Annotated in this window: 30 protein-coding genes and 1 pseudogene; 26 read left to right on the top strand and 5 right to left on the bottom strand. The window is 46.0% G+C overall.

Annotated features, from left to right (window positions below):
- The first annotated feature begins 45 nt into the window (after positions 1-45).
- The 21 genes from MKY50_RS21535 to MKY50_RS21635 all read left to right on the top strand — a co-directional run bounded on the left by MKY50_RS21535 (position 46) and on the right by MKY50_RS21635 (position 15486).
- A complete protein-coding gene (locus tag MKY50_RS21535) occupies positions 46-1167 on the top strand; it encodes an SU10 major capsid protein (RefSeq protein WP_341117472.1) in 1122 nt (373 codons plus the stop codon).
- Between the two features lie 54 nt (positions 1168-1221).
- Positions 1222-1560 carry a head fiber protein gene (locus MKY50_RS21540; protein WP_445662047.1) on the top strand — a complete coding sequence of 113 codons (339 nt, stop codon included), beginning with the start codon at positions 1222-1224 and terminating at the stop codon, positions 1558-1560.
- On the top strand, positions 1560-1748 hold the full coding sequence (locus MKY50_RS21545; protein WP_341117473.1) for a hypothetical protein: 189 nt from the start codon (positions 1560-1562) through the stop codon (positions 1746-1748). The genes MKY50_RS21540 and MKY50_RS21545 overlap by 1 nt, the downstream gene beginning before the upstream one ends.
- Positions 1749-1762: 14 nt before the next feature.
- Positions 1763-2101: a hypothetical protein gene (locus MKY50_RS21550; protein WP_041056717.1), complete on the top strand. Its 339-nt coding sequence runs from the start codon at positions 1763-1765 to the stop codon at positions 2099-2101.
- Between the two features lie 227 nt (positions 2102-2328).
- Positions 2329-2907 (top strand): hypothetical protein, encoded by a 579-nt coding sequence (locus MKY50_RS21555; protein ID WP_341117475.1) that lies wholly within the window; start codon positions 2329-2331, stop codon positions 2905-2907.
- Between the two features lie 11 nt (positions 2908-2918).
- The gene (locus MKY50_RS21560; protein WP_259607576.1) at positions 2919-3314 is read left to right on the top strand and encodes a hypothetical protein; all 396 of its coding nucleotides are present in this window, start codon (positions 2919-2921) and stop codon (positions 3312-3314) included.
- Complete coding sequence (locus MKY50_RS21565; RefSeq protein ID WP_259607578.1) at positions 3311-3667, top strand: hypothetical protein; 357 nt, start codon at positions 3311-3313, stop codon at positions 3665-3667. Before MKY50_RS21560 ends, MKY50_RS21565 begins: the two co-directional genes overlap by 4 nt.
- The gene (locus MKY50_RS21570; protein WP_341117476.1) at positions 3664-4092 is read left to right on the top strand and encodes a hypothetical protein; all 429 of its coding nucleotides are present in this window, start codon (positions 3664-3666) and stop codon (positions 4090-4092) included. The genes MKY50_RS21565 and MKY50_RS21570 overlap by 4 nt, the downstream gene beginning before the upstream one ends.
- Positions 4093-4109: 17 nt before the next feature.
- Positions 4110-4595: a phage major tail protein, TP901-1 family gene (locus tag MKY50_RS21575; protein ID WP_341117477.1), complete on the top strand. Its 486-nt coding sequence runs from the start codon at positions 4110-4112 to the stop codon at positions 4593-4595.
- A 62-nt stretch (positions 4596-4657) separates the two neighbouring features.
- Positions 4658-5023 (top strand): tail assembly chaperone, encoded by a 366-nt coding sequence (locus MKY50_RS21580; RefSeq protein WP_168781820.1) that lies wholly within the window; start codon positions 4658-4660, stop codon positions 5021-5023.
- A 128-nt stretch (positions 5024-5151) separates the two neighbouring features.
- The gene (locus MKY50_RS21585; protein ID WP_341117479.1) at positions 5152-5325 is read left to right on the top strand and encodes a hypothetical protein; all 174 of its coding nucleotides are present in this window, start codon (positions 5152-5154) and stop codon (positions 5323-5325) included.
- Positions 5326-5340: 15 nt separating this feature from the next.
- A complete protein-coding gene (locus MKY50_RS21590) occupies positions 5341-8472 on the top strand; it encodes a phage tail tape measure protein (protein ID WP_341117480.1) in 3132 nt (1043 codons plus the stop codon).
- Between the two features lie 5 nt (positions 8473-8477).
- The gene (locus MKY50_RS21595; protein WP_259607589.1) at positions 8478-9290 is read left to right on the top strand and encodes a phage tail family protein; all 813 of its coding nucleotides are present in this window, start codon (positions 8478-8480) and stop codon (positions 9288-9290) included.
- A gap of 12 nt (positions 9291-9302) precedes the next feature.
- A complete protein-coding gene (locus MKY50_RS21600) occupies positions 9303-10676 on the top strand; it encodes a phage tail protein (RefSeq protein ID WP_341117482.1) in 1374 nt (457 codons plus the stop codon).
- An 11-nt stretch (positions 10677-10687) separates the two neighbouring features.
- The gene (locus tag MKY50_RS21605) at positions 10688-12265 is read left to right on the top strand and encodes a hypothetical protein (protein ID WP_341117484.1); all 1578 of its coding nucleotides are present in this window, start codon (positions 10688-10690) and stop codon (positions 12263-12265) included.
- A gap of 35 nt (positions 12266-12300) precedes the next feature.
- Positions 12301-13524 carry a BppU family phage baseplate upper protein gene (locus tag MKY50_RS21610; protein ID WP_341117485.1) on the top strand — a complete coding sequence of 408 codons (1224 nt, stop codon included), beginning with the start codon at positions 12301-12303 and terminating at the stop codon, positions 13522-13524.
- Between the two features lie 15 nt (positions 13525-13539).
- Positions 13540-13833 (top strand): hypothetical protein, encoded by a 294-nt coding sequence (locus MKY50_RS21615; RefSeq protein WP_341117486.1) that lies wholly within the window; start codon positions 13540-13542, stop codon positions 13831-13833.
- Entirely contained in the window at positions 13834-14004 is a 171-nt protein-coding gene (locus MKY50_RS21620) for an XkdX family protein (RefSeq protein WP_341117488.1), read from the top strand. It abuts the gene before it with no gap.
- Between the two features lie 24 nt (positions 14005-14028).
- Positions 14029-14232 (top strand): BhlA/UviB family holin-like peptide, encoded by a 204-nt coding sequence (locus tag MKY50_RS21625; protein WP_033881227.1) that lies wholly within the window; start codon positions 14029-14031, stop codon positions 14230-14232.
- Between the two features lie 72 nt (positions 14233-14304).
- Entirely contained in the window at positions 14305-15246 is a 942-nt protein-coding gene (locus tag MKY50_RS21630; protein WP_341117491.1) for an N-acetylmuramoyl-L-alanine amidase, read from the top strand.
- Positions 15247-15264: 18 nt separating this feature from the next.
- A complete protein-coding gene (locus MKY50_RS21635; protein ID WP_341117493.1) occupies positions 15265-15486 on the top strand; it encodes a phage holin in 222 nt (73 codons plus the stop codon).
- A gap of 459 nt (positions 15487-15945) precedes the next feature.
- Here MKY50_RS21635 and MKY50_RS21640 read toward each other — a convergent pair whose 3' ends face one another.
- The gene (locus MKY50_RS21640) at positions 15946-16281 is read right to left on the bottom strand and encodes a YolD-like family protein (RefSeq protein WP_341117495.1); all 336 of its coding nucleotides are present in this window, start codon (positions 16279-16281) and stop codon (positions 15946-15948) included.
- Between the two features lie 45 nt (positions 16282-16326).
- A complete protein-coding gene (locus MKY50_RS21645) occupies positions 16327-16551 on the bottom strand; it encodes a transcriptional regulator (protein WP_129092577.1) in 225 nt (74 codons plus the stop codon).
- Positions 16552-16831: 280 nt separating this feature from the next.
- On the opposite strand from MKY50_RS21645, the gene MKY50_RS21650 reads away from it, so the two are divergent.
- Positions 16832-17119 (top strand): hypothetical protein, encoded by a 288-nt coding sequence (locus MKY50_RS21650; RefSeq protein ID WP_341117498.1) that lies wholly within the window; start codon positions 16832-16834, stop codon positions 17117-17119.
- A gap of 254 nt (positions 17120-17373) precedes the next feature.
- Here MKY50_RS21650 and MKY50_RS21655 read toward each other — a convergent pair whose 3' ends face one another.
- A complete protein-coding gene (locus MKY50_RS21655; RefSeq protein WP_341117514.1) occupies positions 17374-17499 on the bottom strand; it encodes a hypothetical protein in 126 nt (41 codons plus the stop codon).
- Here MKY50_RS21655 and MKY50_RS21660 point away from each other — a divergent pair.
- Positions 17479-18270, top strand: coding sequence for an FtsK/SpoIIIE domain-containing protein (locus MKY50_RS21660; RefSeq protein WP_341117511.1), 792 nt, complete (start codon positions 17479-17481; stop codon positions 18268-18270). The two genes, MKY50_RS21655 and MKY50_RS21660, sit on opposite strands and share 21 nt — an antisense overlap.
- A complete protein-coding gene (locus tag MKY50_RS21665; RefSeq protein WP_341117500.1) occupies positions 18257-18889 on the top strand; it encodes a replication-relaxation family protein in 633 nt (210 codons plus the stop codon). The genes MKY50_RS21660 and MKY50_RS21665 overlap by 14 nt, the downstream gene beginning before the upstream one ends.
- Positions 18890-18897: 8 nt before the next feature.
- Here MKY50_RS21665 and MKY50_RS21670 read toward each other — a convergent pair whose 3' ends face one another.
- The gene (locus MKY50_RS21670; protein WP_129092573.1) at positions 18898-19104 is read right to left on the bottom strand and encodes a helix-turn-helix domain-containing protein; all 207 of its coding nucleotides are present in this window, start codon (positions 19102-19104) and stop codon (positions 18898-18900) included.
- A 130-nt stretch (positions 19105-19234) separates the two neighbouring features.
- On the opposite strand from MKY50_RS21670, the gene MKY50_RS21675 reads away from it, so the two are divergent.
- Positions 19235-20038, top strand: a complete 804-nt coding sequence (locus tag MKY50_RS21675; protein WP_341117501.1) for a helix-turn-helix domain-containing protein — start codon at positions 19235-19237, stop codon at positions 20036-20038.
- A 143-nt stretch (positions 20039-20181) separates the two neighbouring features.
- Here MKY50_RS21675 and MKY50_RS21680 read toward each other — a convergent pair whose 3' ends face one another.
- Positions 20182-21243, bottom strand: coding sequence for a tyrosine-type recombinase/integrase (locus MKY50_RS21680; protein ID WP_341117502.1), 1062 nt, complete (start codon positions 21241-21243; stop codon positions 20182-20184).
- A gap of 90 nt (positions 21244-21333) precedes the next feature.
- Here MKY50_RS21680 and spo0A point away from each other — a divergent pair.
- Positions 21334-21792 (top strand): annotated as a pseudogene (gene spo0A / locus MKY50_RS21685) (sporulation transcription factor Spo0A); the annotation flags it as partial.
- Positions 21793-21794: the final 2 nt, after the last annotated feature.

Here is a 21794-nt window from a genome sequence, read left to right on the forward strand (position 1 = left end):
TATGGCGGCTTTTTTAATTACAAAAAATATTAGGGGGATTAACACATGGTAGCAACTAGCTATGATTTCCAGCAACAGGTTCGCCAAATGCAAGCGAACGTAGATTTAATTTTAACGAAGGCTCCGGTTCTTTTTGGGCTTATCGGCACAGGGGAAGGGCTTACACAAACTAAATTCGAATGGCAGAACGATTATTTGAACAGCGACACTGGCGTCGCTAAAGCAGCGGCCGCAGCGGACGCAACTGAAATCGAGTTGGCTGAAGGAGATGCGCGTAAATTTACTGAAAATGCACTCGTGCAAAACGGTCTTGAAGTGTTACGCGTAACAGCAGTCGATGAAGCTGCCGACAAAATCACTGTTCAACGTGGGTATGATGCGACTACTCCAGAAGCCGTTGAATCTAACGGAGAATTAAAGGTAATTTCTCGTCCACGTCCAGAAGGCGAGGACGTATTTAGAAAGAACGAGATTAACGATCGTATTGTATCGTTCAACTACTCGCAGATCTTCTCTCGTTACGCTTCCGTGTCTCGTACACAGCAGCAAGTTAATACGTACGGAGTTTCTGACGAACTCGATTATCAAGTCAACCTTCGTCTTCAAGAAATGGTTCGAGAGATGAACAACTCCCTTATTTATGGACGAAAATACCAAGGGTCAGCGGCTCAGCCTCGCTCTACAGGCGGATTATTCGCTTTTGCGCAAGAACAAGGATCGAAAAATCAAGACTTCGGCGGAAAAGAAATCACAGCCAAAGGCTTAAACGACGTTATCGAAGAGACTTTTAAGCGTGGCGGACGAGTTAATACAATTCTTTGCGCTCCAAACGTTTCTCGCCAGATTACAAAGCTTGCAGGTGACACTATTCGTACTACTCGCGGAGAAGGTCAAGTCGGTTATCAAATCATGTCATTCATGAGCGACCTACCTGGCGGCGCAGTTTCTCAAGTTGTTGTTGACCAAAACATGCCGAAGGACCGCGCTGTTTTACTCGATCTCGATAACATCAAAGCTCGTTATCTAACTCCTGTATACGACCAAGACGCTACACCAAACGGCGCAGATTATTTCTCTCGTGTAATTCGTGGCGAACTTGGATTCGAGATCAAGAACGCGAAAGAATCAGTTGCAATCCTTTCCGGCATCTCTAAATCTGTTTCCTAATATGACGGGGCCTTTTATGGCCCCTATTATAATTTGAAAGGAGTGAGGCCGTAAATGGCTTTAAGTAAAGAGGATGTACAACGCCTTAACATGTCGATGCCGGTTGCGAATGACCTTAAACTCGGCGACCTATTAGCGAAATTAGAAGCAAGTTCGGGCGCAACTGTAGAAGTCAAATGGGCGGACGTCACCGGAAAACCTTCGACTTTCCCACCATCATCTCATACGCATACAATCGCGAATGTCACGAATTTACAGACTACACTGGACGGTAAATTGACCGCATCAAAAGCGGCGGCTCAAGCGAACAGCACAGCGACAGACGTTGCCGGTCTTGTAACGGACTTTAATGCGTTGCTTGCTAAATTAAAAGCGGCTGGGTTGATGGCGTAATGGCAGAATACAAGACGTTACCAAACTACGAATTTATGAGAGACGGTTTGCATCTCGTTTTTAACGGATACGGCGTATATAAAACGAATGTCGAGAAGGAAATCAAAGCGCTTGATGCGGCTTCACCGTTTATTCAGCGCGTAGATGAGCCGGACCCTAAACCTAAAGCTGCTAAAGCGAAAAAATAACGGAGGTGAGTCATGTGGCGGTATCAAGTCGACTAGCAACGCGATTAAGTAGAGTGGAAGGCGTCACAGCGGACGATATTGCCGCATGGATCGCCGAAGCCGAAGCTGAGTCCGGTCTAACTGCGGAAGAAAACGAAAATGCAGTCCTATTTTTGGCGCTGGCAATCGCATATGAAACTATCGCGAGTGATGCGGCAAGGTTTTTTAGTTTCCAAGACGGAGAAGAATCGGTAGACAAAACGAACATTTTCGCTAATTATATGCAACTCGGAAAAGACGCCCGAAAAGATTATCGCAAAGCTTATCGGAGAAGCGGCGGCCAGATGCATCCGAAGCGAGCTGATGATCGATGAGTAACCAAACGGAATTAGATCGCCAGCTTAAAAAGGTTTCGATGCAATATCGCAAGTTGAACGCGAGCCAACAAGAGTACGCGATAAAGGAGATTGGACGAATCCGACTTGAGATCGTTGACTTACTTACGGAGTACAGCGGCAGCGACGGAAAAATTAAAAGGCAGCGCTTGAACAAACTACTTCGCGAGTTAGATACGATTGAAAAGCTCGTGCGAACTACCGGTATGAGCGCCTTCGAGAAAATATTTGACGATACAGCCTCGACGACTTCAGACGCAGTAAAAACGGCGTTTGTAGATTCGGTAGGCACCGCAGCTATATCCGGAGTTGCTTTCGATAAGATCAATAAAAACGTTGTTCGTTACATTGTAAATCGAGTAGGCGACGATGGTTTAGTATTGTCCGACCGCGTATGGCGATTTGCTGGTGATCTGCGCGACGAGCTTTCGAAAGCTATTCGGACGGGAATTATAACGGGTCAATCCGTTAGTGAGATTAGCGCTAATGTACGTAAAGTATACGAAAACGACGCATGGAAAATCAGGCGGTTGGTCGTAACCGAAGGGAATACGGCGCATAGAGTAGCGGCGTCTTACACCGGACAGCAAAGCCAAGTCGTTAAAGCAATGCGTGTTCATCGCGGTAAGGCTAATCGGCCAGATCACCGATGCACACAGCTTGAACTCGAAGACCGTTACGGAATGGGCGCCGGACTGTACAAACCGGATGATCCGGAAATTTATATGATGCACATAAATTGTACCGGCTATTTAACGTATGAACTATACGACAAATACAAATAGGAGGTGACTGCGTGATAACACCGGAAGACATCGCGTTTATGAAGCATGCGCGAAAAGAAGTCGTTCAAGGACGAACTCATGATGTTGTTTTATTTTACGAAGGAGAAGTCGTAAGAGATCCGATAACAAACGAGCCCTTACCACAACAAGAACCGCCAAAACGGATTGTTCCCTCCGTAGTCACCGAAATAAGTTCGCAGGTTAAGATCGATAAGTATCTAGCGGATGGGATCGAAGTTCAATCCGGCGATATTTGGTTCTCGATTGCTATCGAACTGATCGAAGATATTTACGAGTCTCTTAAAAGCGTAATCTATGACGGAAAGACCTACGAGATATTATCCGTAGATAAAAAAGGAATCGGAGCAAGAAACCGCGCCGAGATCGTTGGGAGGCTGAGAAGATGAGTCGATCCCAGGTACGTATTTCAGTCGAAGGCCTTAATCGAGTTGTGCGTGGTCTTGACGCAACGCAATTCGTACAAGAAGTTGACGAAGAAACTGAAGCACAAACACTTTTGATGGCAAACGAATCAGCTGAGGAGGCTCCTGTGAAAACAGGGAAACTTCGAAACAGTATTATAGCCAGTCCGGAAAAGGTTGCGACTGCGCTGTGGGAGTATGGATCGGACGTAGATTATGCGAAGATCCAAGAATACACACACAAAACTCAAAGCGGATTTATTCGGAATGTTGTATGGAGAAACGAACGTGTCTTTAGAGGGAAAATACTTCGCTTAGTACGGGAGTTAGGCCGATGAGGCAAATCGATGTTCAATATTCGATCATCCAACATCTCGCTAAGAAAACCGGATTTGAGGTCGTGTGGGTCTATGATGGCGTTGTATTACCGGAGACCAAGCCGTTTATTACGGTCCAGCAGAGGCAGAACACTCCGACAGTTGTTTCGAAACAACGGGAATCTGTGCGAATGGTTTACCGATTCCAAATCGGACTTCACACAAACACCGCAATAGAACGAGCAACCGTACAGGAGCAGCTTAATCGGATATTCTTATTCGATAAAATAGCGCTTATTAACGCAAATGAACCGAGCCAAACGCTCGGTCTTTTTTATGTCAATTTAACGGCGGAGGTTCCATTGCCTGCGGAGGAAGTAGCGGATAAGACGCAGTATCATCGCGTTTATTTTGACATCGAGATAGATACGACATTGAACGCATAACAAAAGGGGGACTTAATTTGGCGGTAGAATATCGCGGAGAAGAGATTTTATACGCAGCGGTAATCGAAACGGATGCGGGCGAAAAGATGATCCGTCCGTTTAACCAAACGAGCGGAACAACAAGTATCGAAGCTGACTCGATCGACTTGGATACGAAAGATAAAACCGGAAGTGACTACGGAAAGGTAACGCAATCAGTCTCGCTTGAGGGCGTTATTACAGAAGGCGATCCGTTTATTAAGGCGATGAAAAAGAAAATCCGAAATAAAGAGTTCGTCAAAATTTACGAAATCGATACTCGGACTAAAGAGGCGGAAAGTGGTATGTATATGATTTCTTCGTTCGAACGCGAATTTGGAAACGGAGATTTCGCAACGTATTCACTTGAAGGCGCATTGAACGGAGACGTTACGGAGGAAACTCTAACGGAAATTCCGGCAGGAGCACCGTCTTCATCAGCGCCAGCTAGCGGAGATACAGGCACAGGAACGACTACACCTTAAGGCATCGCTTAATCGCGGTGTCTTTTTTACTTAACGAATAAAAACGAGAAGGAGACGATTATATGGCACGTTTTGAAATCGAAGGAGAAGAGTACGAATTAAAGCTAACGTTCAAGAGCGTTAAACATCTTGATGGTTTATACAAAGGAGGCTCGTTCGAATTAATCGGTAAAGCGCTTGTCGGGGATTTGGAGACGTTTGTAAACGTTGTACATGCGGGGCTTTTTCACACCGGTAAGAATATTTCGATTTCTAAGGTTAGGGCAGCTATCGAAGAAGGAGTCGAGAAAGAAGATCTCGATATGGATACGATTCTTAAGATCACGAACGAGGTTGTATCGAACAGTTTTTTCTACAAGAAAACAGCGGAAAAGCTTCTGAAGAAAGATCCGAAAGCGGCGGAAATGCTGGCGGGGATTTTGGAATAGATCAAGTACTGCGCGATGCCTGGCGGTATTTATCGTTAAAGCCTGACGAAGTTTACGCACTTACACCGCGGGAGTATTACATCTTAATCCAGGCGCAGCAAGACAAAAAGTTCGATCAATACGACGACTTGGCTTCACTCGCGATGATGATCGGAAAAGTTCGTTCAGCCAAGAAAAGCATTAAGCAATCCGATTTATTCAAGCGTCCTAAAACAGCGGATGATGAGGTCGATATCCCGCAAGAAGTTATTGCAAAACAGCAACAGGCCTCCGAATGGCTATCGCAATTTGACATCAAATAAGGAAGGAGGGGCTATATGGCGGATCAATCGATTATCGTCCGGATTGGCGCCGATATTTCCAACCTAACTACGGAATTGCAACGATCGCAGAACTCGCTTAGAGACTTCGGTTCGCAACTTCAAAGTATGGGCCAATCTATTGCGTTAGGATTCGGAGCAGTCGCGGCAGGCGTAGGCGCCGGGTTAGGATCTGCGGTTAACAAAGCGATGGACTTCGAGGCGCAGATGTCTAACGTTAAGGCGGTATCTGGCGCAACCGGCGAGACGATGGAAAAACTTACGGATTTAGCAATCGATATGGGCGCGAAGACGAAATTCAGTTCGTTAGAAGCCGGCCAAGGTATTGAGGAACTTATTAAAGCCGGCGTTTCGTTAGAGGACATCATGGGCGGCGGTCTAGCGGGTGCGCTCGATTTGGCGGTTGCCGGCGAGTTAGATCTCGGAGAGGCGGCCGAAATCGCTTCGACTGCGCTAAACGCATTTAAGAAAGACGGCCTTTCAGTTACGCAGGCGGCGAATATGTTGGCGGGCGCGGCTAACGCATCAGCGACGGACGTTCACGAATTAAAGTACGGCCTATCTATGGTATCGGCGGTTGCTTCAGGCGTCGGGATGTCGTTCAAAGATACGTCTACAGCACTCGCTATATTCGCGCAAAACGGACTCAAAGGTTCGGATGCCGGTACGTCACTTAAAACGATGCTATTGAATCTAACGCCAAGCTCAAACGAAGCTTTCGAGACAATGAAAGAGCTCGGATTAGCTACGGACGACGGTGCTAATGCGTTCTATGACGCTGAAGGTAACGTTAAGTCGTTCGCAGAAATATCGCAAGTTCTTCAGGATAAACTTAAAGGGCTTACGTCGCAACAACAACAGGCTGCGCTAAAAACGATGTTTGGTACTGACGCTATCCGGGCTGCAAACATCATGATGAAAGAAGGCGCAAAAGGCGCCGAGGAAATGTGGAAGGAAATGTCTAAGGTCACTGCGGCAGAAGTTGCGGCGGAGAAGATGAACAACCTTAGAGGCCAGATCGAGGAGCTCAGTGGAGCCTTTGAAACGGCACAAATCTCCGTTGGTAATGCGTTACTGCCGGCGTTGTCTAAACTCGTTAGTATTGCGCAGTTCCTAGTCGACGGCTTTAACAAGCTCTCTCCGGGTATGCAAAAATTTATAGCGTACGCTGGCGCGGCCGTCACAGTCATTACCGGCTTAGTCGCTGTTTTTGGCGCAATTTTAATCTTCATAGGATCGGTCGTTTCCGCAGTGGGAACGCTCGCAGCGGCATTCGGTTGGGTAGCTGTCGAATTAGGCGTTACGAGTTCGGTATTGCTCCTAATTATCGCTCATATCGGAATGGTAGTAGGAGCCATCGTCGCGGCAATCGCAGCCATCGCGTTGTTAATCAAAAACAACGAAGCCATCCGCACTAAGCTAGAAGCCTTGGCGAACACGATCGGCGCAAAGCTAGCACCGGCTCTTGCGACACTGAAGACACTATTTAGCGGACTAGCAACGGTTTTAACGGGCGACTTCGCAAGCGGAGCCGATAAGTTGCGTCAGATATTACCGGAATCAGTCGTTCAGTTAATCATCGCAGGCGCTACGGCCGTACAGAACGCGATTACGAATTTGATAAGCGCTGTCAATAAAGCGTTTCAGGGCGACTTCAGTTCTATCGCGCAATACATTCCGACAATCGTAGGTATGCTGGTTGGAGGACTTCCCGGCCTAATTATCGCAGGAATGCGATTCTTGCCGGCAATCGAGCAAGGGCTGCAGACGTACCTGCCGACGTTCCTAAACGGATTCGTTAATCTCGTAACTTCTGTCGTAAACGCGATCACTACGAATCTACCGAAGCTCGCGCAGGCAGGCGTTCAGATTATAACAGGACTTCTATCCGGACTTACGCAGGCGCTTCCGAATATTCTAACGGCCATTACGCAGGTCATAACGACGTTGGTCCAATCGATCACAACGCTTTTGCCGATGCTTCTAGGTGCGGGCATCTTAATCATCACGTCGCTGATTCAAGGAATTGTTTCTGCGCTTCCGGCAATTATTACGGCGGCAACGCAATTACTAACGATGTTGATTACGACAATTGTTACGTTACTGCCGATGATCATCGAGGCCGGCATCCAGATTTTGAATGCGCTGATTAACGGAATCATCCAGGTTCTTCCACAATTAATCGAGGCGGCGCTCCAGCTTATTATGGCGCTAATTGAGGCGATCACAACGAATCTACCGTTAATACTCGAAGCTGGCATCCAAATTTTAACGTCCTTGGTCGACGGAATTATTACGATGCTTCCGAAGCTAATCGAAATGGCGCTGTTCTTAATCGTCAGCTTGGTCCAGGCGCTGATTGACAATTTACCGAAAATCATCGAAGCAGGCGTTAATTTGATTATTGCGCTAGTCGACGGATTGATTAAGGCACTACCGCAATTGGTTTCGGCCGCGATTACGCTTTTAGGCGAGCTTATCGCTACTATCATAAAATTCATACCCGATCTAATCGATTTAGGTCTGCAGTTGTTGTTTGCGCTAATCGATGGTTTAGCGAAGGCAATTCCGGATCTCTTAGAAATGGGTCTCGAAATAGTTATGGACTTAGCGGGCGCAATCGGTGATAACGTAAGCAAAGTGTTCGACGCAGGGGCCGATTTGATTAAAGGCTTATGGGACGGTATTAACTCCGTGAAGGACTGGATTCTCGGGAAAATCGGCGACTTTGCCGACAGCATTACGGAGGGAATCAAAAGCTTCTTCGGTATTCACTCGCCTTCTCGTGTATTCCGTGACGAAGTCGGTAAGTTCTTACCGCTAGGTTTAGCGGTCGGTATCGAACGTAATATCGGAGCTGTTCAGTCGGCGGCAGACGCAATGGCAAATGCGGCCATGATCGACGCACAGGACTACGCGTATAATCCGTCAATGGCGTTGACAGGCGGCAAGATGGCGAAGGTTAAACACGCCTTCGAAGCGTCGGTGGCGAAACCAGACGAGGGGCAGCCGATGCACATCGAGCTTGTAACCGTGATGGATAGCGAAGAGATCGGACGCAGAACCGAGCGTGTTGTAAGTGCGGAACAAGGACGGAAAATTTCGATTAAAAATCTGATGCAGGGGTGAATGGGATGAATACGATTATCACAACGATAAGCGGTACAGTCTATGATTTAGAAAAGATCGGAATTACAACCCGTGAATTTAATCCGTCATCCCCCTCGCCTCGCAATGAAGCGGAGCAGGTTACCGGCGTGCACGGGCTTGTCGATTGCGGAACAACATACGACGCACGTATTATAAAATGTTCGTTCTATTTAAAAGCGGCCGATGTCCCTGACTACTATTTAATGCGTGACGAAGTTTTCAAACTGTTCGATTCGAGGCAGCCGTTTTACATTACGGAATCATATAATCCAGGTAAGCGATGGCTCGTGAAAACAAATGCTGAATATTCGATCGATCAGCAGTGGATTTACGGCATGTTTGATGTCGATCTTGTTGCGTTCAGCCCGTTTGCCGAGTCGATTGGTACGACGCTAGATTCGTTTACTTTCGACTCGAATCTCTGGCAGATCGGCGGAGGTATGATTGATGAGACTCCAACGTATAAGCACAAAACAACCGCGTTTGAAATTTTTAACGCGGGAACCGAAACGATTACTCCTCGCCAGTTTCCGTTAGTCATCGTGTATAAGGGCGCGTCTAATAACCTGACGATTACAAACAAGACGACGGGTGACGTCTGGAAATACTCCGGATCAACGGCGGCGGGAGATACGATCATTCTTAATGGAGTACGAGCAACGAAAAACAACGTTAGCATATTCGGTGCTACTAATCGAAAGCTACTTACGATAGCGCCTGGTTGGAACGACTTTAAATTATCAGGTACAAGCGAAAGCTTCGAGATATCATTCGACTTTCGCTTTTACTATTTGTAGGGCGGTGGTTGCGTGAAAGATTTATTCATACGGAGCCTTGCCGGCCAATTCGAAATGTTAACGGATTTTGACGTTGTCAGACAAAACGCGATTAACAACGAGAAAACAATCAATGTGAACGGCGTTCTAACAGATCGTAACAAGCACGCCTTTCCTTTGGTACAAAACGAGAATTACTTGATCTACGGCGAAGAGGAGTACGTCATCAAAACTTCCACTATCAAACCTATCGGTAACGTTCTGAAAGCTGACGCAACTGCAATCCATCGAATGTTTGTCGACCTTTCCGATATGTACATCTACGATGTCATCAAAGGTGAGAAGGCCCTTTCGATTGAAACGATGCTTGCTTTCGCACTTAAAGGTACGGGATACACTTACGAAGTAGATACCGCCGATATTGCAAAGTCGACTACCGTTGAGAACTTCGGAGACTCAAAATCACTCTCATTACTTAATTCAATCGCCGAGAAATTCGGAGTGGAATATGAATGCATGAACAAAAAAATATACATCGCAAAAGAGATCGCAAGGTACACCGACAATCAACTTCGGTACTCGTTCAATATCAATAACCCATCTAAAGATATCGACACAAACTCGCTTAAAACGTACATTCGCGGGTTTGGTAAAAAGAAAGAAGACGGAACTTACGTTGCTACTGCGGAGTATAAAAGCCCGTTGGCCGATGTATTTGGTGTACGTCATGCAGATCCGGTACGAGACGAAAGATATACCGATGAGTCGAGCCTGCTAGCGCAGATAAAGTCGGAGCTTCACGATCGTATAGATATTTCGATTTCCCTGACATACGTCGAGTTACTTGCGCAGGGAATTCAGGATATACGCAAAGGTGATTACGTATGGTGCATCATTGAGCCCTTCGATATTGACTTACGTATCCGCGTCGTTGAGGTGGAGGACTATTCGGATACAGGAAAGTCTCCGAAATATACTCTCGGAACAATTATGCGTAAGTCCACCGATATTGTTTCCGATTTTAGGCGCACTCAAAAGACTATATCGAAAATCATTGATTCATCGACGGGAAAGATTCGAGAAGGTTCTATAAAAATCGGTGGAAATACTGTATTCGATCCGGGATACGATCCGACGAAACTCAACATTCCTCAATACGGGCTGGCATCGGCAAATTCAGACGGGTTGATGAGTTCGGTTGATTTCATAAAACTGGCGAATATTCTTGTCGGTCCGGATGGTCAAGTAGTAGTCGCGTTAGCTTCAGACAACACCGACGGGTTAATGAGTGCGGAAGATTTCACAAAGTTAAAACGGATAAAGATGCCGATTTCGGGCGAAGTCGACATGCAGTCGATTTTAGATAGATTGACAGCGCTCGAACAGGAAGTCGGAGGGCAGGTATAAGGAGGAGACAAATGCCGAATTACCCTTACAAAAAAGCGGGCAGCGCTTTCGATCGTAATTTTAGAAACAGCTATAATGACAATCTAGAAGATATTGCGGAAGACATTAGCGGAGCATATGGCGATCTAAGGGCTCACATTAAAGGTCCTGCAGCCCATACGTCCGAGCAAATAATCCATTTTGACGGATTAACAGTCTCAGACGAAATTGAGAAAGCGAAAAACCGAATAAACAATTTAATTTTAAATGCTGACGGAACCAACATAAAAGAGGTTGTGGATGCACGCGTAGACGATGATGGTTTTGTGTATCCTGTATTGAAAGAAAGATTGGATGCAGATAAGGGAGAAATTAAGACTCAACTGGAAGCAAATAAGAACCAACTAGCAGAAATGTACAAGACGGTTGAATTAATAACCAATTCGCAGGATGCTTTAAGCTATTTGAATAATGTGGAAGCAATGACTACATTTAAGGCGCGGGAAGAAGCTTTATTTTGGCCGCAATCTGCAAATATAAACGAGCTGACAAATGAAATCTATGTTGCTTCCCAAGAAAATGAAGGAACAGAACTGAGAATTGAAATTCGCGATCTTGATACCGGGAGTTTCAAAGAAAGAAAATCAATCCCTATAGAATCTGGCGCATACACTGAGGGGCTGTCATTTTTTTATAATGACCAAGGTAACTTATGCTTTATCGTTAAAGCTTCAAAAAGGTCTGGATATAACATTTTTAATTACGATACAGGAGAGCTCTCGGATTTAATTATAGCTGATGTAAGTAGTAAATACGCGGCTAACAAATATTATTTTGCTTCGATAACCGTAAATCAATCCAGCATTCATGCTTATGTGTACACTTGGGAATCGATAAAGATGGGGAATCCCGTTCTATACACCGATTTTACTGTAGACTATATTCCTAACTTGGAGAAGGTACAAGGCATAACCCTAAATGATGGGTTCCTATTCATGTCACACGGTAAAAGCAACGGGAGGCCGGCTATATCCGTGTACAACCTAACTGGGGAGCTTTTGAATTACTATATTTACACAAAAGACTCACTCGCTAGTGCGATCAATAAAAAGTTTTCTAACTTCATTCCGAATATTTACAACTATAACTTTGAAAATGAATCGTGCTGTGTGTACAAAGGAGATTTAGTTGCAGTTCAGGTCGTGAATAACGCCGACGTTGTTCTTGTACGGCATAATCGAATGCTGGGGTATTCCTTGGATGTAAACGTAAACCAATCTCGCAAAGATACGGGATGGATGGGCACAGAATTATTAAATGGGGCAACTGCCTACTCTCTAGAACGCCTACCAAGAATACGAAGAATAGGAAATAAAATACGTCTAGAGGCCGAACTAAAAGGCATAACGACTATGGACACAGAGTATATAAGCTACTATCCTGAGTGGTCGCCTGATAGAGTGTTGGCCTTTACGATTCCAACATCAGGAGGGTACAATGCAGTTTGTCAAATCCAACCGAACGGAAAAGTTAAAATATTATCCACAAGACACCCTAGTCCTGATGTGAATTCCTGGTACCCAATTGTCTTTGAGTGGTATTTGAATTAATTCACGCGGCGACTATTTAAAGGGAGGTAACGAAATTGACTATTTATAAAAATGGCTCTTACGCGTTCGATATAAACGCAATAACAGAAGGGAATTACCAATCAGCTTTTATATTTTCAACGCAAGATATTAATACGGCAAAGTTGATATTTTATTTACGCAAGGACGGCATCCCATTGCCACTATCAGCAGTGACTGGAAAAGTAATCCTCGTTCCGTCCAGCGGTAAGCAGAGATTACGAGATGTCACGATAGTTGATCCGTTGAAAGGTATCGCAGAGTATGTTTTAGATGAGGACGAAATCAAAATGTATGGCAAATTCAACTGTCAACTCATTCTGAAATATACGAACGGGCAATCACTCTCTGCTCACAAATTCGGGTTTGAAGTATCGCAAAGTCTTGCTGACCAGAACATCATACCTCTCGCAGAATATTACGTCGATGATTTCGAATCATTAAAGGCGTTAATCATAGCGATGTATGACGAAGAAACAGCGATGCTCGACGAATTAAAAGCGAAGTTCTCTGATCTCGACCGAATTGAGACGAAAGAGGGAGCGCAGGAAAAGGCGGATGCAGCGGAAGTTAATGCGAAGGCTTATACGGACGAACACGCAGCTAAGACGGACAATCCACACAAAGTAACGAAAGCTCAAGTCGGGTTAGCCAACGTCGATAATGTCAAACAAGCGGAGAAAACTGAGTTTGATAACCACGTCAATGATACGAGTAACCCGCACGCTGTGACAAAAGCGCAGATTGGCTTATCGAATGTAGATGACGTACAGCAGGCGAGTAAGAAAGAATTTGATGCGCATGACGACGATACTACGCGGCATATTACGGCTGATGAGCGCACAGCTTGGAACGCTAAAGAAACAACGAAGGGCGCGCAAGAAAAAGCTGATAAGGCGCTTGCTGACGCCAAGACTTACGTATCTAACTTTTCGTGGGTTGTTGCGACTTTGCAGAACGGCTGGTCTCACTACAACGGCGGCGAAGATGTAGTTTTTGGAATTGATGCGTCGAAAACAGTATGGGTACGAGGGGAAGCAAAAGGAGGCGTTGTTGGAACTACGGTTTTTACACTCCCTGAAAACATGCGGCCGCCACGATCTATGGGTTGTATACAAATAGCATCAGGATCGGCACAGGTTGCTCGGATTGCATACAAATCTACTGGGGAAGTCATCGTAGAAAGCGTATCCAGTAACACGAACTATATTAAATTTGATTTCGCGTTTAAAACGCTGTAGAGGAGGCGTTATCAAATGAAACAAATATACAAATACGACAACAAAATGAATTATGTGCCGTCAGAAAATATGATTATCAATGACGGCGAGGATATTCCGGAAGGGTACACAGATATCCCTCCTGTTAATCCCGACGGCGCCGGCATGTATAAACCGGTGTTCGATAAAGGCAAATCGGAATGGCGCGAAACAGCTACACAGGAGTATATCGATAGTTTACAGCCGCCTGACCCCGGACCGTCAGAAATCGAAGTCCTTCAGAAACAAGTGGCGGATTTATACTACTTAATCGCGTTAGGAGGATCGTAAATGACAATCGATTGGTATACGTATATTAAAGGATTTTATGAGAACGGCCTTTGGACGAAGAAGCAGGTGCACGACGTTGTTGCGGTAGGACGTATCACGCCGGAACAATACGAAGAGATTACCGGAGATCCTTACGATCCGGATAATCCGCCTAGTGAAGATATTGCTTAATTAACGGAAAGGAGGGCGCCATAATTGGGCGAACTAGACGTAATTAAATATTTTTTAACGCAAGGGCCCTTCGCGGTCCTTTTTACGTGGCTTCTTATTTACGTCATGAAGTCGAACCGGGAACGCGAATCAAGGCTGCAGGATCTACTCGATAAGTTTAGCGATAAGTATGATGTCATCATCGATAAGATCGATAGACTCGAAGAAAAATTTCGCGGAAGAGAGTAACCAAATAAACGCAATACGCCCGTCAGGTGAGAGTCCCGGCGGGCTTTTTTAATTTCGAAAGGAGACGATAAAATGGCTATTTCAGTTCGAAAGAATCTCGTCGCATCAAGTAAGTATTCCGTTAAGTGTCCGTATTCAATGGATGCGAAGTATATTACGTTCCACAATACCGCTAATGACGCTTCAGCGGACGCAGAGATTCGGTATATGATCGGAAACACAAATTCAACGAGCTATCATTTCGCGGTCGACGATAAGGAAGTCGTTCAAGGAATTCCGACGGATCGTAACGCATTCCATTGCGGTGATGGTAACGGAGCAGGTTCCGGAAACCGTACGTCTATCGGCGTAGAGGTTTGTTATTCGAAATCAGGCGGCGCTAAGTACAAAGCGGCCGAAAAGCTGGCGATTAAGTTTATTGCGCAACTGTTAAAAGAGCGCGGCTGGGGCGTTGATCGTGTCCGTAAGCACCAGGATTGGTCCGGAAAATATTGTCCGCATCGCGTGCTCGCTGAAGGACGTTGGGAATCTGTAAAGGCGGCAATCGCGGCGGAACTTAAAGCGCTTGGCGGCAAGTCGGCGTCTAAACCTGCTGCTTCAGCGCCAAAAGCTTCCGGGTCTACTTATACCGTCAATAAAGGCGACACACTTTCCGAAATCGCGGAGAAAACAGGCGTAAGTATGGCGAAACTTCAATCGTACAATGGCATCAAGAACGCGAATAAAATTACGGTCGGCCAGGTGCTCAAACTTAAAGGCGGATCGTCTAAACCGTCGTCCGGCGGTAAGAAATACGTTTACCTGCCAGCTTCGGCCGATTCTTGGCGCATCTATCCGACTAACAAAGCGCCAGTTAAAGGAAATGAGTGCGGATACTTGCGTCCTAAGAAATTCGGCGGTCTGAAATACGAAATCCTTGCGAACCCGCAAACGGACGTCTATACGATCAAGACGGATCAGTTCGGAAAAGTAAATATCTACGCTGCGAAATCAACCGGCGCGACAGTAAAATAACGAAAGGGAGACGATATTATGAATACGGAGAAAATTAGCGCAGGAACGGTCGCTCGATTCGTGCTTCTTTTGGTTGCGCTTGTAAATAGCGGATTAACAATGACAGGGCACAGTCCGATTCCGATCGACGAAGCCGGCGTGCAGGACTTCATTTCGTTGGTGTTCCTCGGAGCTACCTCGCTCTGGGCATATTGGAAAGATAATAAAGTAACGAAGACCGCACGTACAAAAGGCGAGTAAATAACGAAACTTTTAGCGAGTGCTTACGTATGATAACGTAGGTGCTCGCGTACATAAAAACTCATTGCGGATAAGTTTGGCGCCGTAGTATAATTTTACTAACTCACTAACTCATATAAAGGACGGGTGGATTAACGTGGAATATAAAACGGTGACTGTGGCGAAGAAAAAGTTCGGCTTCGGTAGGATTATTAGTTTATGCGTTGGCTCATTTATTATGTTGATTTCGGTGCTCTTATGTCTCACAATTATTGGTATACTTCCGGGATTCGGACTCGCCTTCTTCAGTCTTCCGTTTTTCGCAATCGCGTTAGGAGGCGCACGGTACTCTTGTCCGAATTGCGGCCACGATAAAAACTTCGTAACGAGCGGTAAGGTTAACGATAGTTGCCGACGTTGCAAACAGAATATAGCGGTCGACTGGGTTAAAAACGTCGGCTAACGAAAACAGCCCCGTCCTTAACCGGATGGGGCGTTTTTTACGTTTATGATATCCGCAAACCTCACGAAATTGGTATCGCCTTTGTCGTCCTTCACGCGAAATTCCTTCCGTATGTGGTCCACGTAATGTACTGCGCCAATTACATCTCGTATGTAGCCATCGTCGTAAACCTCGAATGCGAGCGGTGCACCGAACTCCATCGACTCAGCGACCGTCATTTCCATATCCTCGATCTGCTGCGCATCTAGCTGTGGCTTTTCAACTTTCCGTTTCTCTTCGGCTTGGCGTGCTAGGCCGGCTCTGTGCTCCGGTAATATAATGCGCATCGCCCACCGTTTATCCTCGATCTCCATGGCGAACACCTCCGCATTTATTATATGCGAATATGTGTTCGGTTATCAACAGTCAAAATAATCCTCTCGATCGACTTCGTATCCCAGCGACCTTAAAGCGCGCTGTACTTTTACCCACGTTGAAATACGCGGCGCATAATCGCGATCATTACACATGCTCGTCATTGTGCCGTGACCTATGCCGGCCTTTTGGCGAACTTCCTCCTGCGCGATTCCTTCTCGATCTAAAAAGCGGCCGAATCGGCTGCGTCGTTTACCTAGTCCAAACATCGGACAACACCTCCTAAAATCAGCGTGTCCAAAAAATCGGAAAGTTAAACGTGGGCAAAAAACTGTGATATTGGACGATCCATATCGCGTAACGTTTATTAAACGGCAACTACACGGCAGCTAAACGGTAGGGTGCGGGTAGGTTCGGCAGAGTTGCGAAAAGGTTACCGCACTTGGTGGCGACTTCCGTAATGGTTATTACCGTGTTAACCTACCGCACTTTATCGCGTTTAACGCCCATAACGAAGCCGTTTACGAAATTTGTTAAGGAGTGAGAGAGATGAGCGAAGCGAGACGAAGGAACGACAGGGCAGGGCTCGCACGGGCGTTTTCGTTCGTGCCCGGCGGATTCACAGCGGCAGGATTTTTCGATATGTCTCCGGAGGTAGTCGGCTTGTACGCGTTAGTAGGTGGCGCGGGCTTGGTCTGCATTGGAGCGGCTTGGCTAGAAGGTCGCTTGTTCGGCGGCAAATTTGCGTATATTGGAGACGCAGTAAACGGGCTCTTACGGTTCGTCCTACCTGCGGGCTATGCCGTGTTGCTACTGCGTTTTTTAAACGCGATATGAAACGGTTCTTGCGCAACTTACACGCCAAGCAGACGCTGAAATACGTTTTCGATGCCGCCGGCCTGTACGCAGCCAAACGTTTGTCTAACGGAAAAGAAGCGCGCCGATATCCGAAAATTCATGACGTTGATATTAACGAAGAAAGAACGCGATATGTATTTACGTTACTTAACGGAATGGACCCGAAAGAAATCGCGAAAAAAGAGTTCGTGTTCCGGCAAGTATTCGGACGCAACGTTGAACTAAGCGGCGACCTAAAACGGTATGTGCTTACGGTTTACAGCGCCGAAATGCCGGCCGTATTGCGCTATGACTTTGCGAAAATCCAGCCAGTTATAGAGCGCCACAAGCTCGGCATTATTGCGGGCAAAGATCGCCACGGACGATACGTAAGCTTCGATTTATTAACGCAGCCACATATTCTTATTGCGGGCGAAACGGGCAGCGGAAAGTCAACGCAGCTACGGTCGATCCTGACGACGCTGATAAAACAGAACCGACCCGACCGGCTGCAGTTATACCTCGCCGACTGTAAGAAATCGGAGTTCCACGTATTCCGGAAAGTCGAACACGTACAATGCGTTCTAACGAGCGCTGAAGACATACGAAGAATGTTACGAAGTATAAAACGCGAGTTAGATGAGCGCAGTAACCTTACGGAGCAGTTCGAAATAAGCCATATCGATGAGCTCCCGGATGACCGTAAACGACCATATATAGTCGTCTGTATTGACGAGTTTCTTCTATTAAGAAAAGACGCCGAGATCATGGACGTATTAGCGGAGCTCGTCGCGATAGGCCGTACGCTTGGAGTATTCGCGATTCTTTCGATGCAGCGACCGAACGCCAAAACGCTCGATACGACTATTCGCGCGAATCTAACCGTAAGCATGGGATTTAAGCTTCGCGACATAACGGAGGCCCGAATCGTCAATACGCCAGGCGCCGAGAAGCTGGACGTAAGCGGGCGGTTTATTATGGCGGCCGACAAAACCTACGAGTTACAGGCGCCGTATCTCGAAATGAACGAAGCGAAGGCGCTGCTGAATCCGTACTGTGTAATGAAGTCACCGACCAAAGACGTAACGCCACCGGCAGCCGAGCCGGAAATCTTAACGGAAAAGGACGTGTTTACCGATGGCCCTTACTAACCGAGATAAAGCGATCATTGCGGATCTTAATAAATTTCGCGTAATGGATCGCGATACGATTGCCGAGTTGCACTTCGGAAATTTGCGCAGACCAAAATACGCAGCCAATAACGTTCTGCTGCGTTTACTTAGAGACGGGCATATTCAGCGATCTACGGCGCGCCAACCTTACGTTTACTTTGGCGGCGAAACGACGATGAAAAAGAACAGCGCCAAGATCGACCATTTTCTTGCGATAAGCAACGTTTATAAAGAGATGCGAGGTCAGGCGTTGGAGTCGTTCTTGGTGGAGCCTAAGTACGGCGATAAAGGTACGGTCGAGCCGGATATATTTGCGCTATACCGGCGGACGCCTTTCTTTATCGAGGTACAGCGGTCGGTTTATTCGGAAAAACAGATGCGCGAAAAGTTAGACCGATACGAAGCGTTTTTCCAGTCGGGCATTATTGCGCTGGAGCCGTGGCAGAATCCCGAGCGGATCATGTTTCCGCACGTATTGATTCTATCGGACACGCGATACGGATTGCCTTCGTTTCCGTTTAAGGTATTTCAGGCGCCCACCTTTACTGCGTTCATTCAGTCGATAACAAAACCGAAAGAGAAAACGCCCGCGAATTAATCGTGGGCTTAATCGCGTAACTCAAACAACTCGTTCATATCCGTAATGCCAAGAACTTTCGCAATACGTCCGATATGTTCACGATTATAAGTTGTGCGCTGGTGGTTGCATATCTCGCTGATTACGTTCGGTCTAAGCTGCGTTTCTTCTGCGAGCTTCTTTCGGGTCCATCCGCGGGCTTCTAATATCTCGTCCAATTTAACGTAGAGTTCCAATCGAATCGCCTCCGTTTTCTGATACGTTAATTATAACGAAATATCGCTATCGTGTAAATAAAAATATTGACATACCGTTATAACAATATCTATAATCAAAATAACGACATAACGATATGGAGGTAGCGATATGCATTACTTAGCGGAACACCAAACGTTCGACTCGACGGATCAACTTAACGAATCTGTTTACGAACATATCAAACGCAATACATACGAGCTTAACGATACGGATCGCCGGGCGCTTAAGATGATCGCAAGGTACGCGGTTAAGTTTAGCGGGGCAGCGCATCTCAAGGCGGAAACGTTGGCGGGCCTGATCGAGAAATCCGTTAAGACGGCGAGACGAGCGCTGAATAAATTAGCGGGGCTCGGCATCGTAAAGAAGGTCGCTACGACGCGGAAGATTAACGGAGGAAAAGGCGCGAATATCATCGTGATCCTGCCGATTGGAGGCGCAGATGACCAGTCGACAATGTCCAATTGCGGACAAGCCGAAAAGCCTACGGAATCAACGGCTGAAGCGCCGAAAACGAAAAACGAACCATCGGATTTAATTAAGCGTTCTAAAAACCAAAATAACGTATTAGATACGGCGACGGTACCGGCTGAAGCGTTAAAGGGCGCGCTGCCTAACGAAATCTATAACGCAATGGCTCGCTACTTTGACGCCGAAAAGATTTATAAATACTACGGAATTCTTTTGCGCGCTAAGGCAAGCGTAGATAGAACGATCAGACTCGAAGATCACGCGGAGCCTTTCGTTGAAGCGTGGCACGCAACGATTATGAAAGCGAAATCGCACGAAATTAAGCGTTTCGACGATTACCTATACGCTGGGTTTAGGAAGGCGGCTTGGACGGTTAAGGCGCGCTTAAATCGTGGCGGATCGCTTATGGAACGTTTCAGAAAGGCGTTTGAATCTACGAATTAAATGGGCTTCTTGGGAACACCGATATAGATACGTTTTAAATATCGCAAAAAGAAAATCTGCGACTGTGACAAATTGTCACCAACGTTCACGAACTGCTTAGCGCATTTTGCGTCAAATAAAAAAGACGGAGATAAAATCCGTCCTTACTTAAACATTTTCGGTCCACGCTTTCGATTGTTTCCTTTATCCATTAACGCAGTCACGGGAGAGGCTTTATCGTGCATTTCCTTAACGTTACTATTTAGATAGTTTACGTATCTTCTAGTCATAGCCATATCGGTATGACCGAGAATCTTCATTAAAGCAAACGGATCGCCTCCGTTTAATAGAAACTTCACCGCGAAATAATGGCGAAACGTATGCGGACTAACACGCGCGTCCTTGATGCCGGCTTTCTTTCCGTATTTCTTAAGCATCTTCGAAAACGTGTCGCCGTAATAACGTTCTCCGAATTGTGTAAGAAAAACGTAATCGTCTTCGTCCTGAACGTTAACATATTCGATAAGCTCGGAAATTGCGTCTGCTGTAGTTTTCGAAAGAGGAAGCGTTCTCGAACGTTTAGCCTTCGTAATTTCTGCGCGTAAATTTATCTGTCTATATACGAGGTCGATGTCCGCAATCTTCGTGTGCGTTAATTCACCTATACGTACGCCAGTATCAACGAGAATCAACATCATTACATAGTCGCGAAAACCGGTATATGTGCGCTTATTTGGCGTGGATAATAATTTAGTTACATCCTCGTCCGTAAATACTTCGAAAGTTTGCTCGGCCTCTTTTTGATATTCGACCCGTTCCGCCGGCGACCCATCGAAAATACCGTATTCTTTTTGCGCCCAATTATAGAAGATACGTAGATTCCTTATAACGTTATTGACTGATCGCGAAGACACGCCGACGCCTTGCTCCGACCGTTGACTCGTTGGATGGTCGTCCCATTTCGTTTTCTCAAACGATAAAAACTTAACGTATTCTTTTACACAATCGGATTCCGTTCCTGTAAGGTTTCTATCTGCGCAAAACTTTTCGAAGTGGCGGAGCGTTTGATTATACGTTCGAATCGTTCGCTCAGAGCGTTTAGCTAAACGTTTATCTTCTAGATATACGTTAATAGATTCCGAGAGATTAAATGCGCGCTGCCTTCCGGTAGTTTTGCGAGTTTTAAAGATTAAACTTCGTTCAGAATTACGTTGATTTTTCGCCATTTTTTGACGTCCTCCTAATGCGATGAATTGGCGTAAGAACATAGCGATGAATTGGCGCTGAATTGACGGAAACTTATCGGAACGACAACGGTCGGCCATATCCGCCAGGTCAGCGGAAATGCCAGCAGTGTGACGCATCGTGCGCCATCATCGCAAAGCAGTATTATACGCAGCAGCCAGCCTGAACCAAAGAAGAAAAATCTCGACGCGAGCATCACAAGCATTATCCATGAAATCGGCGTCCCAGCCCATATTAAAGGCTATCTCTATCTGCGCGAAGCAATCTCAATGGTATACAATGACATCGAATTGCTCGGCAGCATTACAAAAGTCCTCTATCCAGACATCGCCAAAAAATTTAACACAACCGCAAGCCGTGTAGAAAGAGCGATCCGCCATGCAATTGAAGTGGCATGGAGCAGAGGAAACATTGATTCCATTTCCTCGTTGTTTGGTTATACTGTCAGCATGACAAAAGCTAAACCTACCAACAGTGAATTCATTGCAATGGTTGCGGATAAGCTGAGGTTAGAGCATAAGGCTTCTTAAAC

The organism is Bacillus sp. FSL R7-0685, assembly GCF_038002425.1.
Lineage (GTDB): Bacteria > Bacillota > Bacilli > Bacillales > Bacillaceae > Bacillus > Bacillus subtilis.

Bases quoted from the DNA above. Each gene is read 5' to 3' on its own strand.
- MKY50_RS21535 (WP_341117472.1), top strand. From the start codon at position 46: ATGGTAGCAACTAGCTATGATTTCCAGCAACAGGTTCGCCAAATGCAA.
- MKY50_RS21540 (WP_445662047.1), top strand. From the start codon at position 1,222: ATGGCTTTAAGTAAAGAGGATGTACAACGCCTTAACATGTCGATGCCG.
- MKY50_RS21545 (WP_341117473.1), top strand. From the start codon at position 1,560: ATGGCAGAATACAAGACGTTACCAAACTACGAATTTATGAGAGACGGT.
- MKY50_RS21555 (WP_341117475.1), top strand. From the start codon at position 2,329: ATGAGCGCCTTCGAGAAAATATTTGACGATACAGCCTCGACGACTTCA.
- MKY50_RS21565 (WP_259607578.1), top strand. From the start codon at position 3,311: ATGAGTCGATCCCAGGTACGTATTTCAGTCGAAGGCCTTAATCGAGTT.
- MKY50_RS21570 (WP_341117476.1), top strand. From the start codon at position 3,664: ATGAGGCAAATCGATGTTCAATATTCGATCATCCAACATCTCGCTAAG.
- MKY50_RS21580 (WP_168781820.1), top strand. From the start codon at position 4,658: ATGGCACGTTTTGAAATCGAAGGAGAAGAGTACGAATTAAAGCTAACG.
- MKY50_RS21590 (WP_341117480.1), top strand. From the start codon at position 5,341: ATGGCGGATCAATCGATTATCGTCCGGATTGGCGCCGATATTTCCAAC.
- MKY50_RS21595 (WP_259607589.1), top strand. From the start codon at position 8,478: ATGAATACGATTATCACAACGATAAGCGGTACAGTCTATGATTTAGAA.
- MKY50_RS21605 (WP_341117484.1), top strand. From the start codon at position 10,688: ATGCCGAATTACCCTTACAAAAAAGCGGGCAGCGCTTTCGATCGTAAT.
- MKY50_RS21615 (WP_341117486.1), top strand. From the start codon at position 13,540: ATGAAACAAATATACAAATACGACAACAAAATGAATTATGTGCCGTCA.
- MKY50_RS21620 (WP_341117488.1), top strand. From the start codon at position 13,834: ATGACAATCGATTGGTATACGTATATTAAAGGATTTTATGAGAACGGC.
- MKY50_RS21630 (WP_341117491.1), top strand. From the start codon at position 14,305: ATGGCTATTTCAGTTCGAAAGAATCTCGTCGCATCAAGTAAGTATTCC.
- MKY50_RS21635 (WP_341117493.1), top strand. From the start codon at position 15,265: ATGAATACGGAGAAAATTAGCGCAGGAACGGTCGCTCGATTCGTGCTT.
- MKY50_RS21640 (WP_341117495.1), bottom strand. From the start codon at position 16,281: ATGGAGATCGAGGATAAACGGTGGGCGATGCGCATTATATTACCGGAG.
- MKY50_RS21645 (WP_129092577.1), bottom strand. From the start codon at position 16,551: ATGTTTGGACTAGGTAAACGACGCAGCCGATTCGGCCGCTTTTTAGAT.
- MKY50_RS21650 (WP_341117498.1), top strand. From the start codon at position 16,832: ATGAGCGAAGCGAGACGAAGGAACGACAGGGCAGGGCTCGCACGGGCG.
- MKY50_RS21665 (WP_341117500.1), top strand. From the start codon at position 18,257: ATGGCCCTTACTAACCGAGATAAAGCGATCATTGCGGATCTTAATAAA.
- MKY50_RS21675 (WP_341117501.1), top strand. From the start codon at position 19,235: ATGCATTACTTAGCGGAACACCAAACGTTCGACTCGACGGATCAACTT.
- MKY50_RS21680 (WP_341117502.1), bottom strand. From the start codon at position 21,243: ATGGCGAAAAATCAACGTAATTCTGAACGAAGTTTAATCTTTAAAACT.